Origin of the sequence: Streptomyces thermocarboxydovorans, assembly GCF_039524635.1 — a bacterium.
Lineage (GTDB): Bacteria > Actinomycetota > Actinomycetes > Streptomycetales > Streptomycetaceae > Streptomyces > Streptomyces thermocarboxydovorans.
The window spans coordinates 113,165-126,818 of sequence record NZ_BAAAGU010000001.1; the positions used below are offsets into that span (position 1 = coordinate 113,165).

Genomic DNA, 13,654 nt, shown 5'->3' on the forward strand with positions numbered 1-13,654 from the left:
GGCGAGGGAGTGCGTTAGGGTCGCCGCAGCCCTAGGGTTGGCCGGGTACGGGAGGGTGGATGTCGCGGGACGCCCGCTGGAAGGCGCTGCTGGAACTGCTCGTGGAGCGCGGCCGGCTGGACGTCGAGGACGCGGCCACCGAGCTCGGCGTGTCGGCGGCGACGATCCGCCGGGACTTCGACCAGCTGGCCGAGCAGCAGATGCTGGTGCGCACCCGGGGCGGCGCCGTGGTTCACGGAGTGTCGTACGAGCTGCCGCTGCGCTACAAGACCGCCCGGCACGCCTCCGAGAAGCAGCGCATCGCCAAGGCGGTGGCGGACCTGGTCGCGCCCGGGGAGACGGTCGGGCTGACCGGCGGGACGACCACCACGGAGGTGGCGCGGGCGCTCGCCGTGCGCGGCGATCTCAGCTCCGGTTCGCCCGCGCTCACCGTGGTGACGAACGCGCTGAACATCGCCAACGAGCTCGCCGTGCGGCCCCAGTTCAAGATCGTGGTGACCGGCGGCGTGGCGCGGGCGCAGTCGTACGAGCTGATCGGGCCGCTGGCGGACGGGGTGCTGGGGCAGCTCGCCCTGGATGTGGCGGTGCTCGGTGTCGTCGGCTTCGATCCCCGGCACGGCACCTCGGCCAACGACGAGGCGGAGGCGGCGATCAACCGCACGCTGTGCGAACGCGCCGAGCGGGTGGTGGTGGCCGCCGACGCCAGCAAGCTGGGCCGCCGGGCGTTCGCCCGGATCTGCGCGACCGGGGCCGTGCACACCCTGGTCACCGACTCCTCGGCGGCCCCGGAGACGGTGCGCCGCTTCGAGGAGGCGGGACTGCGCGTCCTGGTGGTCTGAGCACGTCCGGGGCACCTCGTGGTCCGGGAGCATCCGGCCTCCGCGAGGCTCGCGCTCCCGCGGGTGCCGTGCCCGGCTCCGGATGCTCGAGACCCGTGCTCCCGCCCACGCCGCGCCCTGCGTCGGGCGCCGCACGCCGAGCGGTGCTCACGGCACCGGCCCTAAGCTGGCAGAAGGGCCCGTGCGCGGGTCCGGGAGGCTGCGATGGGTGCGACGGCCGGTGAGCGTCAGCCGTACGGGACGCGGCGGTACGTGCCGATCGCCGATCACGGGCTGATCGGCGATCTGCGCAGTGTGGCCCTGGTGGGCACCGACGGCACGATCGACTGGTACTGCTGCCCCTCCTTCGACTCGCCCAGCGTCTTCGCCGCGATCCTCGACGCCGAGCGCGGCGGCTGCTTCGAGCTGGCGGCGGCCGTCCCGGCGCACACCAAGCAGTTCTACTTCCCCGACACCAATGTCCTGATCACCCGCTTCTTCACCGAGGAAGGCGTCGGTGAGGTGCAGGACTTCATGCCGGTCCCGGGTGCGGCCGACCGGGAGGGCCGGCACCGGCTGATCCGGCGGGTGCTGTGCATGCGCGGCTCGATGCCCTTCCGCACCCGCGTCGCCCCGCGGTTCGAGTACGGCACCCGGCCGCACACCCTGCGCCTGACCGGCGACACCGCCGTCTTCGACGCCGGCACCATGGCGCTGGCGCTCACCGCGACGGTCCCCCTGGAGGGCGAGGGGCAGGACGTGCGGGCGGGCTTCAAGCTGGCCGAGGGCGAGGCGGCGGTGTTCGCGCTGGACCAGGTCGGCGGCGACGTGCCGCCGCGCGGATGCGCCAGTGCGGAGGCGGAGGAGCAGTTCACCGCGACGGTCCAGTACTGGCGGCGCTGGCTGGCCTCCTCCCGCTACCGGGGACGATGGCGGGAGATGGTGCACCGCTCGGCGCTCACCCTGAAGCTGCTCACCTATGAGCCGACCGGGGCGATCGTGGCCGCCCCGACCACCAGCCTCCCCGAGGAGATCGGCGGGGTGCGCAACTGGGACTACCGCTATGTCTGGGTGCGGGACGCGGCGTTCTGCGTGTACGCCCTGCTGCGGCTCGGCTTCACCGAGGAGGCGGAGGCGTTCATGGGGTTCGTCTCCCGGCACATCAGCCCAGGCGACGGCAGCGGTTCGGGCCCGCTGCAGATCATGTACGGCATCGACGGCCGCATGGATCTGCCCGAGCGGGAGCTGGCCCATCTGGAGGGCCACCAGGGCTCGGCGCCGGTGCGCGTCGGCAACGCCGCCGCCGATCAGCTGCAGCTCGACATCTACGGGGCGCTGATCGACTCCATCTACCTCTACGACAAGTGGGCCGAGCCGATCTCCAGCGAGCAGTGGGAGAACGTGTGCGCGCTGGTCGACTGGGTCTGCGCGCACTGGGACCAGCCCGACGAGGGCATCTGGGAGACCCGCGGCGGGCGCAAGAACTTCCTCTACTCGCGGCTGATGTGCTGGGTGGCGATCGAGCGGGCCGTCCGCATGGCCAACCGGCGCGGACTGCCCGCCGATCTCAACCGCTGGCTGACCAGCCGTGACACCATCTACCGGCGGATCATGAGCCGTTGCTGGTCGGCGGAGCGCCGGGCGTTCGTGCAGCAGGAGGAGGGGGACGTGCTGGACGCGGCGGTGCTGATGATGCCGCTGTCCAAGTTCATCGCGCCGACCGACCCCAAGTGGCTGTCCACGCTCGACTCCCTCACCGAGGAACTGGTCTCGGACTCGCTGGTCTACCGCTACGACCCGCAGGCGAGCCCGGACGGACTCCACGGCGACGAGGGCACGTTCTCCATCTGCTCGTTCTGGTACGTCGAGTCGCTGACCCGGGCCGGGCGCCTCGACGAGGCGACGCTCGCCTTCGAGAAGATGCTCACCTACGCCAACCATCTCGGCCTGTACGCCGAGGAGATCGGCCACACCGGGGAGCAACAGGGCAACTTCCCGCAGGCGTTCACGCATCTGGCGCTGATCAGCGCGGCGTTCAACCTGGACCGGGCGCTGGGCTGACCGGCGCCCGGCAGGGCTCGGTGATGCGCAGCGGCTCTGCGACCAGCAGTGACTCAGAGGTTCAGTGGCCGTGGCCGTCGTCGGAGTGGCCCGGTGCGCCCGGCTCCTCCGCCGGTTGGGACGGGTCGTCGGCGGTGTCGCCGGTGGTCCACCCGGCGTGGACGGTGAACGCCGCGGTGCGGACGACCCCGTTGTGCTTGAAGTCCAGGAACAGCCGGTAGCTGCCGCTGCTGGGCGCCGTGGCCGTGAACGAGATGTCCGGGCCCGGCTCGGTACTGCCGTCGCCGGGTTCGCCGTTCGGGTGCACATGCAGATAGGCGAGGTCGCCGGAGCGCAGGGCCACCAGGTGCCCGTAGGCGCCCAGGTAGGGCTGGAGGTCGGTGACGGGCCTGCCGCCGCGGGAGACGGTCAGGCGCAGCTCGCCGGGCTTGCCGGGCCGCAGGTCGCCGTTCAGCTCGACCTCGTAGCCGTCGACGCGGGCGATGCGCTCGGGCTTCGGCAGTTCCTGGGGCCGGTAGGGGCCGGAGGCGGCGAGGTCGGCGCCGAGGGTGAGGTTCTCGGCGTGCTTGCGCTCCGGTGTGAAGTCGGCGAAAACCCGGTAGCCGCCGGCCTTGGGCAGGTTTACGGGGGTGCTCCAGGTGCCGTCGGCGGCACGGCTGGGGTGCAGATGACGGAAGGTCCCCAGGTCGCGCGAGGCGATGATGAGGTGCAGTTCCTTGTCGTGCACCCGGCGGAAGCCGGTGACGGCCCGGCCGCGGGTGTCCCGCACGGTGAAGCGCAGATCGCTGCGCTCCCCCGCGGTCACCCGCGGGGTGTGCAGGTCGAGGGTGTAGCCGCCCTCGGAGATCTGCAGCCCGCCGGCCGGGGCGGTCTCGTGCCCGCCGTGACCGCCGCCGCCCTTCTCCGGCGGACCGGACGCCGTGTGCTTCTTGTCGTGCGCGGGGGCGGGTTCGGCGGCGACCGGGTCCAGCGCCTGACCGACGCCGTAGGCCGTGCCGAAGGTCGCGGCCAGGGCCGCCGCGAACGCGGTGATCTTCACTCCGGTCTGCATGGCCGTCTCTCCTCGCAGTGCGGGCGCCGACTTCCCGTCGGCCGGTCTCGACGCAGCACAATACCCCCCTGGGGTATGAAGTCAAGCGGATCAGCCCTGGATTTTCATACGGGCGGGGGGTATGTGCGACGATGCCTTCGGCGTGCCCTCCGCGCGGGCGCAGGATGGAGCACGCGTACCGTGAGCACCTGGTGATTCCCGGACCCTCCGCACGGGCCGCCACAGCACATCGCCATCGCGGGAGAGAGACATGAGCGAGCCGACCAGCTCAGACAACGCCGTCGCCCGTCCGCCCACCGAACGCGTACCGCCCGCCGACGGCCTCCGACGCGCGCTGGCCTCCGTGCTGAGTGACCTGAGGGCGGTGGACGGCGCGCTCTACGCCGCCGTCGCCGCCACGCCGACGCCCGCGCTCGACCGTGCGCTGCGGCGCCTCTCGCACGCCGCGGACCACTCCAAGATCTCGTTCGCCATCGCGGGCGCGCTGGCCCTCGGCGGCGCACGCCAGCGCCGGGCCGCGCTCGCCGGGGTGGGCGCCATCGCGGTGGCCTCGGCGTCGGCGAACCTCCTGGGCAAGCGGCTGGTGCGCCGGGCACGCCCGGACCGTGAGGCGGCCCGGGTGACGGTGGACCGCCATGTGCCGATGCCGACCTCGGCGAGCTTCCCGTCCGGCCACACGGCATCGGCGGTCGCCTTCGCCACGGCCGTCGGCACGGTGCTCCCGGCCACCTCCGTGCCCTTGGGCGCCCTGGCCGGCGCGGTGGCCTACTCGCGCATCCACACGGGCGTCCACTACCCGGGCGACGTCGCCGCCGGCGCCGTCCTCGGCATCGCCAGCGCGGCAACCGCCCTGGCCGTGGGCGCAGCCCGCTTCCCGGCCTCCTTCGCCTCCCACCGCATCCGCTGGGCCCGCGGCACCTGACACCCCGTCGGCTGCGCCGCTCCGTCCCGGTGGTGCCGTCCCTACCTCCTCCGCCGCCCGGCCCTGGCCCTGGCCTGGCCCACCAGCATCCGGCCCTCCACCGGCCGATCACTGGCCCGGCTCAGCAGTGGGCTGTCAGCCGCTCACATCCGGGGTTCACCGCGACCGGTGCACCCCCGGCACCTGACACTCCGCCGACTGCCACCGACCGGTCGCGACCCAACCCCACCTGATCCCTGGCGGCTTCCCGACCGGCCTCGGCGTGGTGCGACATGCCAGGCCGTGGCAACACGCTCGCTCCAGGGCAACGGGGGCTTCCGCCGAGTGCGGTGGGCCCGCGACGCTCGACCGCCGGCCGGCTGCGACCGTCCGGCCCCGGCCCTGCGCCACTTCACCCGCGGCCGCCCCGTAACGGCGACCGTCCAGGCCCCGGCAGCCACACGCTTCCGGTGCCCCGCCGGCTCCGCCGACCAGCCCCGGCCCATGGGCACAGGGCCCGCAGCCGACACCGACCGGCCCCGGCGTGGCGCCGCCTACCCCCGCGCCTCCGCCCCCCGGCGCACCCCGCCGCCCTGTGCGGCCTCGTTGCCGACGTACCGGTAGCGGCGCTCGGGGCGGCCCGCTGCTCCGTAGCGGAGGGAGACCTCGGCGGTGCCGAGGGTGTGAAAGTGCTCGAGGTAGCGGCGGGCGCTGACGCGGGAGACGCCGGTCAGTTCGGCGCACTCGGAAGCGGAGAGCGTGCCGTCCGCCTCGCGCAGGGCGCGCTCGATCAGCTCGGCGGTCTCCACACTCATGCCCTTGGGCAGCGCCTGAGAGGTGGCCGGCGGGACCGCCGCGCCGGCGAGGACGCGGTCCACGTCGGCCTGGCTGCGGACCACCGTGTCCTGCAGCCGTCCGCGCCGGCCGGCGTAGCGCTCGAGGCGGGCCCGGAACTCCTCGAACTCGAACGGCTTGAGCAGGTAGTCGACGACCCCGTGCCGCACCGCGCCACGCACCGCGTCCGCGTCCCGGGCGGCGCTGACGACCATCACGTCGCAGTCGTGGCCGGCCGTGCGCAGCCGGGGGATGACGTCCAGCCCGAACAGATCGGGCAGGTAGAGGTCGAGCAGCACCAGGTCGGGGCGGAGTTCGTCGACGGCGGCGACGGCCTGCTCGCCGGTGCCGGCCACCCCGACGACCCGGAACGGTGCGACGCGCTCGGTGTAGGCACGGTGCACCCGCGCCACCATGAAGTCGTCGTCGACCACCAGCACGTCGATGGTGTCGCCGGACCCGGACGCGGGGCACGTACCGGGCGTGCCCTGCGAGCTGCTCATCGTTCCACTCCTTCCGCCGCCTCGCCGGTGCCGCAGCCGCCCATCATGGCCGCCGCCTGGGCATGAGCGAAAGAGATGTGCGGCACCGGCGGTCGCGCGGCCCGTTGACGCAATGACCAGAACCTCCTTTGGTTCCGCAAGCGAGACAGCCCTGACGCGCACGTGCACCATGTGGCGCACGCCACCCTCCGCCCAGGGCTTCGCGTGTTCTCCCCCCACACCTTTTGACGACAACTTCCCAGGACGACCTACCGACAGGTGGTGGCATTCGTGTGCCTGCGCACCCCCCTCGCCCTGCTCGGGGCCGCCGTGCTCGTGCTCGCGGGTCCGCCGCTGCTGACGACCGGCAGCGGGGCCGAGACCGGCACCCGGATCCCGGGCCTGCGCCTGATGGTGCCCAACACTCCCGGCGGCGGCTACGACATCACGGCCCGTACGGCCGCGAAGGACGCCGAGGACGCCGGACTGACCCACAACATCGAGGTGTTCAACCTGCCCGGCGCGGGCGGCACCGTCGGCCTCAGCCGGCTGGTGAGCGAGCACGGCAACGGCAAGCTCGCCATGTCGATGGGGCTCGGCGTCGTCGGCGCCGTCCGGTCCAACCACGCGCCGAGGACGCTGGCGGACACCACCCCGATCGCCCGGCTCACCGAGGAGCAGGACGTCGTGGTGGTGGCCAAGAACTCGCCGTACAAGACGATCGACGACCTGATCGACGCCTGGAAGGAGGCCCCCGGCAAGCTCCCGGTCGGCGGCGGCTCCTCCCCCGGCGGGCCCGACCATCTCGCGCCGATGCTGATGGCGCGGGCCGCCGGGATCTCCCCCAAGCAGGTCAACTACATCCCGTTCGACGGCGGCGGCGAGCTGCTCGCCTCGATCCTCGGCAACAAGGTCGCCTTCGGCGTCTCCGGCGTCGGCGAGTACCTGGACCAGATCAAGGCGGGCGAGCTGCGGCTGCTCGCGGTCACCGGCCCCGAACGCGTCCCCGGCCTCGACGCCCCCACCCTGCGCGAGGCGGGCTACGACGTGAACTTCACCAACTGGCGCGGCCTGGTCGCCCCGCCCGGCCTGTCCGAGGCCGAGCGGACCAAGCTCATCCGGCTGGCCGAGGCGCTGCACGACTCGAAGGAGTGGCAGGAGTCGATGAAGCGCAACGGCTGGGACGACGCCTTCCTCACCGGTGAGAAGTTCGGCGCCTTCCTCGACGCCCAGGACAAGCGGGTGGTCTCCGTGCTGAAGGAGCTGGGACTGTGACGACTGAGACAGACGTTCCCGAGGCCGGGACGGCCGAGCGCCGCTCCTGGTGGCGCGACCGCTCCGAACTCGGCGTTTCCGCGCTGCTGCTGGTGCTCGGTGTGCTCGTCCTGACCGACGCGCTCACCATGGACGTGGACATCACCCAGCGCGGCCCCGTCGGACCGAGGACCGTGCCGGTGGTGGTCGGCGCGGGTCTGCTGGTCGTGGCCGCCCTGCTCGCGGTGGACGTACTGCGCGGCGGCCGGGGCCAGGCCGAGACCGGTGAGGACATCGACCTGTCCGAGCCGGCCGACTGGCGCACCGTGCTGCTGCTCGCCGGGGTGTTCCTCGGCTCGGCGGTGCTGATCGACCCGCTCGGTTTCCCCGCCGCCGGTGCCCTGCTGTTCTGGGGCGCGGCCTACGCCCTCGGCAGCCGCCGCATCGACCGCGATCCGCTCATCGCGGCGGTGCTCTCCCTGGTCACCTACGCCGTGTTCGACAAGCTGCTCGGAGTACCGCTGCCCGGCGGTCCGCTGATGGGAGTGCTGTGACATGAACGCCCTCAACTCCCTGCTGGACGGCTTCGGCACCGCGCTCACCCCGGTCAATCTGCTGTGGGCGGCGCTCGGTGTGCTGCTGGGCACCGCGATCGGCGTGCTGCCCGGCATCGGCCCGGCGATGGCGGTGGCGCTGCTGCTTCCGGTGACGTACGGGCTCGACCCGATCGGCGCGTTCATCATGTTCGCCGGGATCTACTACGGCGCCATGTTCGGCGGTTCGACCACCTCGATCCTGCTGAACACCCCGGGTGAGAGCGCCGCGGTGGTGGCGGCCATGGAGGGCAACCCCATGGCCAAGTCCGGGCGCGGAGCGCAGGCACTCGCTGCGGCCGCCATCGGTCACTTCGCCGGCGGCTTGGTGGGCACGATCCTGCTGGTGGCGCTGGCGCCGACGGTGGCCGACCTGGCCGTGGACATCGGCGCGCCGGACTACTTCGCCACCATGGTGCTGGCGTTCATCGCGGTGACGTCGGTGCTGGGCTCGTCGAGGGTGCGGGGCATGGCCTCGCTGCTGATCGGCCTGACGCTGGGTCTGGTCGGCCTGGACCAGATGACCGGTCAGCAGCGGCTGACCTTCGGGTCGCTGCAGCTCGCGGACGGTATCGACGTGGTGATCGTCGCGGTGGGTCTGTTCGCCATCGGTGAGGCGCTGTGGGTCGCCGCGCATCTGCGGCGCCGCCCGCCGGAGCCGATCCCGGTCGGCCGGCCGTGGCTGGGCCGCGCCGATGTGCGGCGCACCTGGAAGTCCTGGGCGCGCGGCCCGTTCATCGGTTTCCCGTTCGGCGCGATCCCGGCGGGCGGCGCGGAGATCCCGACGTTCCTGTCGTACGTGACCGAGAAGCGGCTGTCGAAGCACAAGGACGAGTGGGGCAAGGGCGCCATCGAGGGTGTGGCGGGCCCGGAGTCGGCGGCGTCGGCCTCGGCGGCGGGCACGCTGGTGTCGATGCTGACGCTAGGGCTGCCGACCACGGCGGTCGCGGCGGTGATGCTGGCCGCGTTCCAGCAGTACGGGATCCAGCCAGGCCCGCTGCTGTTCGAACGCGAGCCCGATCTGGTGTGGGGTCTGATCGCCTCCCTGTTCGTCGGCATGGTGCTGCTGCTCGCCCTGAACCTTCCGCTGGCGCCGGTGTGGGCGAAGCTGCTGCGCATCCCGCGGCCGTACCTCTACGCCGGGATCCTCTTCTTCGCGGCGGTCGGCGCGTACGCGGTGGGCGGCGAGGTGATCGACCTGGTGCTGCTGCTGATCATCGGTCTGATCGGGTTCGGGATGCGGCGCTACGGCCTGCCGGTGCTGCCCGCCGTCATCGGCGTCATTCTCGGCCCGGCCGCCGAGCAGCAGCTGCGGCGTGCGCTGCAGATCAGCGACGGCAGCGTCACGGGTCTGGTCGACACGCCGTTCTCGGTGACGGTGTACGGCGTGGTCGTGCTGCTGCTGACCTGGCCGCAGCTGCGCAAGGCAGTGGTCCGCCGCCGCGCCGGGCGGTAGCCGGGGCGGGCGGCGGACCGCGGACGGGGCGTGGCGATGCCGGGACCGCGCCCCGTCCCGCTGTCCCGCCCGTCTCACACGAGACGGGCGAAGACCACCAGGTTCTCCGTGTAGTCCCTGGCGGCGCGGTCGTACGCCCCCGCGCAGGTGATGAGCCGGATCTGGGCGTCCGGGGTGTCGGCGTAGACGCGGTCGTCGGGGAAGTCGTCCTTGTCGAAGTAATCCTTGTCGTACACCTGGAAGACCGCCTTGCTGCCGTCCTTGCGCACCACCCGGAAGCGGTCGCCCTTCTTGAGTTCGCTCAGCCGGGCGAAGACGGCGGGTGAGGTCTTGGTGTCGACGTGTCCGGCGACGATCGCCGTGCCGAGCTCTCCGGGTGACGCGCCCTTGGCGAACCAGCCGACGAGGTTGGTGTCGTCGGGCGGGGGAGCCTCCAGCTGGCCGCCCGCGCCGACCTCGAGATCCGTGAAGGGGGCGTCGACGGCGATCTTGGGGACGAGCAGCCGTACGGGCTCGGACCGCGGCATCGACTTGTGGGCTGAGGCGCTCGGAGCGGGCCGGCTGGATGCCGGTGCGGCCGGCGAGGGTACGGACTCCCCGAAACGGGGGGCGACGGAGTTCTCGGCGCTCACCGCGGGGGGAGCGTGCGGCACGTGGTTGTCGGCGGGAGGCTCCTGCCCGCCGCCCAGCAGGCTGACCGCCAGCACCAGGGCAGCCGCACCCCAGAAGAGCGCCGTCATCGCGGCGCGCAGTCTGCGTCTTCTCGGCGGCGGCTCGTTGTCGGCGGGGGCAAGGGGACTGGCTGCCATCGGGGGAACCACCTCACTCGGACACGGCGGCGGACACGACGTTGGGCTCGGCGGGCGGGGCCGCCGCCGCGTCATGCGCGAGGGGCGGCCCCGGCCGCTATGTGGTCAGGCACGGCTCACGCCACGCTTCCGGCTGCCTTCTTGCGGCGCAGCGCGTACATGCCGGTGCCCAGGAAGGCCAGCGCGGCCAGTCCGCCCGCGGTCACACCCGGCTGGGCGAGGCCACCGCCACCGGTGTGCATGCCGCCCTTCGGCTTGTCGTGCTTCCACTCCTCCTTGTCCTTGCCCCAGGACTCTTCGCTCTTGTCCTTGTAGGTCTCGGAGGAGTCGTACTTGCCGCCCTCGTCGCCGCTCCAGTCCTTGTTCAGGGCGAGGGCGCCGCCACCGGTGTGCACACCGCCGTACGGCTTGTCGTGCTTGGACGAGTACTCGTCCTCGTGCTTCTTGTCCTCGTCCTTGTCCCCGTACTTGTCCTCGTCCTTGTCCTCGTACTTCTTGTCCTCGTCCTTGTCCTCGTACTTGTCGTCGCCCTTCTCCCAGTCCTTGTCCGTGGACAGGGCGAGGGCGCCGCCGCCGGTGTGCATACCGCCGTACGGCTTGTCGTGCTTGCCCTCGTACTTGTCGTCCTTCTTGTCCTCCTCCTTCTTGTCCTCCTCCTTCTTGTCCTCGTCCTTCTTGTCCTCGTCCTCGTACTTGTCGTCGCCCTTCTCCCAGTCCTTGTCGGACACCGACGACAGAGCACCGCCACCCGTGTGCATTCCGCCGTAGGGCTTGTCGTGCTTGCTGTCCTTGTCGTGCTCCTTGCTGTAGGAAGACTTGTCGTGCTCACCGTCACCCATGTGGTCGGCGTAGGCCAGGGGTGCGGCGATCGCGAGGGCCGCGGTGGCCGTCGCGCTGGCGAGCACCATGCGAGCAGAGCGCATCTGGGATTCCTTCCATCGGCGGCCGGGCTGCTGACTCCTCGTCAGCACGATTGACCCGGTCTCGACGTGATCCAACGTCAGGCAAGACGGCGGAGCTCACCATCCGGGAGGTACACACGGGTTAACAACCCATCCCTATGGCGGCACGTACAGGCGTGTCGCCGCCCCCTTTCGGCGGCCGCCGGCCCCCTTGCACCTGGCCCCGGCGCTCACCTAGCCTGCTTTTGTGCCGCTAATAAACAAAACCCGTTCGCACAGCGTCGTGCCGGGTTCGGACCTCGTCCGGCTCCGACTCGCTCTGACCGCATTCTTCGCCCTGGACGGCTTCGTCTTCGCCGGCTGGGTGGTCCGCATCCCCGCCGTCAAGGAGCAGACCGGGGCCTCGGCCAGCACCCTCGGGCTCGCCCTGCTGGGCGTGTCCGCGGGGGCCGTCGTCACCATGACCCTCACCGGCCGCCTGTGCCGCCGCTACGGCAGCCATCTGGTCACCGTGGTGTGCGCCGTCCTGCTCTGCCTCAGCGTGGGGCTGCCGCCGCTGACCCACTCCGCGCCGGCGCTCGGCGCGGTCCTGCTGCTGTTCGGGGCGGCCTACGGCGGGATCAACGTGGCGTTCAACAGCGCCGCCGTCGATCTGGTCGCGGAGCTGCGGCGGCCGATCATGCCGAGCTTCCACGCCGCCTTCAGCCTCGGCGGCATGGTCGGCGCGGGCCTGGGCGCCCTGGTCGCCGGCTCGCTCACCCCCACCCGTCATCTGTGGCTGCTGGCCGCCGCCGGCCTGGCGGTGACGGCCGTCGCCGGGCGCGTACTGCTGCGGATCGAGCCGCTGACCCCGGCGGACCGGGGCCGGGAGCAGCAGGCCGAACCGCGCCGCCCGGACCGGCGCACCCGGGCCCTGGTGATCGTGTTCGGGCTCATCGCCCTGTGCACCGCCTACGGCGAGGGCGCCCTGGCCGACTGGGGCGCGCTCCATCTGGAGCAGGACCTCGGCGCCTCGGCGGGCGCGGCGGCCGTCGGGTACTCCTGCTTCGCGCTGGCGATGACCGCCGGGCGGCTGACCGGGACGACGCTGCTGGAGCGGCTGGGCCGGACCCGGACCGTCGTCGCGGGCGGCGCCACCGCGTGCGCCGGCATGCTGCTGGGTGCCCTGGCGCCCTCCCTGTGGGCCGCCCTGCTCGGTTATGCGGTGACCGGGCTCGGCCTCGCCAATCTCTTCCCCGTCGCCGTCGAGCGGGCCGGCGCGCTGGCCGGGCCGAGCGGCGTCGCCACCGCCTCCACCCTGGGCTACGGCGGCATGCTGCTCGGACCGCCGGCGATCGGCTTCATGGCCGACTGGTTCAGCCTGCCGGCCGCCCTGACCAGCGTGGCGGCGCTCGCGGCGGTGGCCACGGTCACCGGGATCGCGACCCGGCGGGTGGGCTGAGCCGCCGCCCGGCGGGGTACCCGGCGTCCCACGTGAGCGACATCGTGGGACGAGGAGTGGACCGTGACCGAGCAGCAGAACCCCGTCGGGCAGCACCCGACCCCCGACTTCCCCTCCCAGGATCAGCCGCGAGGCCGCGGCGGTACGCCGCTGCCGTAGGCCGGCCGCGGTGCGCGGCGGTGGTGGCGGGTGCGCCGCCGCGCATCGACATGGATGCGTTGCACGGCGCATCAACAGGTGTGCCTGCTCGTGCGACGCATCGGCATGTACGCGTCGTGCGGCAGACTCCTCGTCATGGACACTGCCTGGTTTCTTCAGATCCTGGACCGAGAGGGCCGGTTGCTGGCCGACGCCGCCGAGCAGGCGGGCGTCGACGCGGTGGTGCCGCCCTGCCCCGGGTGGCGGGTGCGCGACCTGCTGCGGCACACCGGCGTGGTGCACCGCTGGGCCGCGGGCTTCGTCGCCGAGGGGCACACGGCACCGCGCGCCATGGGCGAGGAGCCCGCCCTCGACGGCCCGGATCTGATCGCCTGGTACCGCGCGAGCCACCGCCTCCTGGTCGACACGCTGGCCGGTGCGCCCGCCGATGTGGAGTGCTACACCTTCCTGCCGGGCGCGCCCTCCGCGCTCGCCTTCTGGGCGCGGCGCCAGGCGCACGAGACCTGCGTCCACCGGTTCGACGCCGAGGCGGCCCGCGGCGGCACCCCCGCTCCGATCGGCACGGACTTCGCCGTGGACGGCATCGACGAGCTGCTGCGCGGCTTCCACGCCCGCCGCAGGAGCCAGGTGCGCAGCGAGAAGCCTCAGCTGCTGCGGGTGCGGGCCACCGACGCGGAAGCCGTGTGGACGATACGGGTGTCCCAGGATCCGCCGGTGACCGTCCGTGGCGAGGACGCCGACGACGGCATCGGGTGCGAACTGAGCGGTCCGGCGCAGCAGCTGTACCTGGCGCTGTGGAACCGGGTGCCGGTGCCGGACGTCTCCGGCGACCCGGCGCTGGCCGAGCTGTGGCGGGAGAAGTCCGCGGTGCTCTGATCCCGCGCACGGCCTGC

Annotated in this window: 12 protein-coding genes; 8 read left to right on the plus strand and 4 right to left on the minus strand. The window is 72.6% G+C overall.

The genetic code is table 11. The features are described from left to right. Positions 1-59 precede the first annotated feature (59 nt). Both ABD198_RS00510 and ABD198_RS00515 read left to right on the plus strand, forming a co-directional pair. The gene (locus ABD198_RS00510; RefSeq protein WP_343997246.1) at positions 60-839 is read left to right on the plus strand and encodes a DeoR/GlpR family DNA-binding transcription regulator; all 780 of its coding nucleotides are present in this window, start codon (positions 60-62) and stop codon (positions 837-839) included. A gap of 204 nt (positions 840-1,043) precedes the next feature. Next, positions 1,044-2,879 carry a glycoside hydrolase family 15 protein gene (locus tag ABD198_RS00515; RefSeq protein ID WP_343997247.1) on the plus strand — a complete coding sequence of 612 codons (1,836 nt, stop codon included), beginning with the start codon at positions 1,044-1,046 and terminating at the stop codon, positions 2,877-2,879. A gap of 61 nt (positions 2,880-2,940) precedes the next feature. Here the strand turns inward: ABD198_RS00515 and ABD198_RS00520 are convergent, their stop codons facing one another. Continuing rightward, positions 2,941-3,930, minus strand: a complete 990-nt coding sequence (locus ABD198_RS00520) for a hypothetical protein (protein ID WP_343997248.1) — start codon at positions 3,928-3,930, stop codon at positions 2,941-2,943. 250 nt (positions 3,931-4,180) lie between these two features. Here ABD198_RS00520 and ABD198_RS00525 point away from each other — a divergent pair, with 250 nt between their 5' ends. Further along, positions 4,181-4,852: a phosphatase PAP2 family protein gene (locus ABD198_RS00525; protein ID WP_343997249.1), complete on the plus strand. Its 672-nt coding sequence runs from the start codon at positions 4,181-4,183 to the stop codon at positions 4,850-4,852. Positions 4,853-5,385: 533 nt separating this feature from the next. Here the strand turns inward: ABD198_RS00525 and ABD198_RS00530 are convergent. Then, entirely contained in the window at positions 5,386-6,168 is a 783-nt protein-coding gene (locus ABD198_RS00530) for a response regulator (RefSeq protein ID WP_343997250.1), read from the minus strand. Between the two features lie 270 nt (positions 6,169-6,438). On the opposite strand from ABD198_RS00530, the gene ABD198_RS00535 reads away from it, so the two are divergent. The 3 genes from ABD198_RS00535 to ABD198_RS00545 are packed head-to-tail and all read left to right on the plus strand — an operon-like array spanning position 6,439 to position 9,450. After that, positions 6,439-7,422: a Bug family tripartite tricarboxylate transporter substrate binding protein gene (locus ABD198_RS00535; protein WP_343997340.1), complete on the plus strand. Its 984-nt coding sequence runs from the start codon at positions 6,439-6,441 to the stop codon at positions 7,420-7,422. After that, positions 7,419-7,955, plus strand: coding sequence for a tripartite tricarboxylate transporter TctB family protein (locus tag ABD198_RS00540; RefSeq protein ID WP_343997251.1), 537 nt, complete (start codon positions 7,419-7,421; stop codon positions 7,953-7,955). Before ABD198_RS00535 ends, ABD198_RS00540 begins: the two co-directional genes overlap by 4 nt. A 1-nt stretch (position 7,956) precedes the next feature. Continuing rightward, positions 7,957-9,450, plus strand: coding sequence for a tripartite tricarboxylate transporter permease (locus tag ABD198_RS00545; protein WP_343997252.1), 1,494 nt, complete (start codon positions 7,957-7,959; stop codon positions 9,448-9,450). A gap of 74 nt (positions 9,451-9,524) precedes the next feature. Here the strand turns inward: ABD198_RS00545 and ABD198_RS00550 are convergent, their stop codons facing one another. Together ABD198_RS00550 and ABD198_RS00555 are read right to left on the minus strand one after the other, a co-directional pair. Beyond that, entirely contained in the window at positions 9,525-10,259 is a 735-nt protein-coding gene (locus tag ABD198_RS00550; protein ID WP_343997253.1) for a class F sortase, read from the minus strand. A 116-nt stretch (positions 10,260-10,375) separates the two neighbouring features. Continuing rightward, positions 10,376-11,182 (minus strand): hypothetical protein, encoded by an 807-nt coding sequence (locus ABD198_RS00555; protein ID WP_343997254.1) that lies wholly within the window; start codon positions 11,180-11,182, stop codon positions 10,376-10,378. 262 nt (positions 11,183-11,444) lie between these two features. Between ABD198_RS00555 and ABD198_RS00560 the strand changes: the two genes are divergently transcribed. Both ABD198_RS00560 and ABD198_RS00565 read left to right on the plus strand, forming a co-directional pair. Continuing rightward, entirely contained in the window at positions 11,445-12,602 is a 1,158-nt protein-coding gene (locus tag ABD198_RS00560; RefSeq protein WP_343997256.1) for an MFS transporter, read from the plus strand. Positions 12,603-12,896: 294 nt separating this feature from the next. Continuing rightward, positions 12,897-13,637: a maleylpyruvate isomerase family mycothiol-dependent enzyme gene (locus tag ABD198_RS00565; protein ID WP_343997257.1), complete on the plus strand. Its 741-nt coding sequence runs from the start codon at positions 12,897-12,899 to the stop codon at positions 13,635-13,637. Positions 13,638-13,654 lie beyond the last annotated feature (17 nt).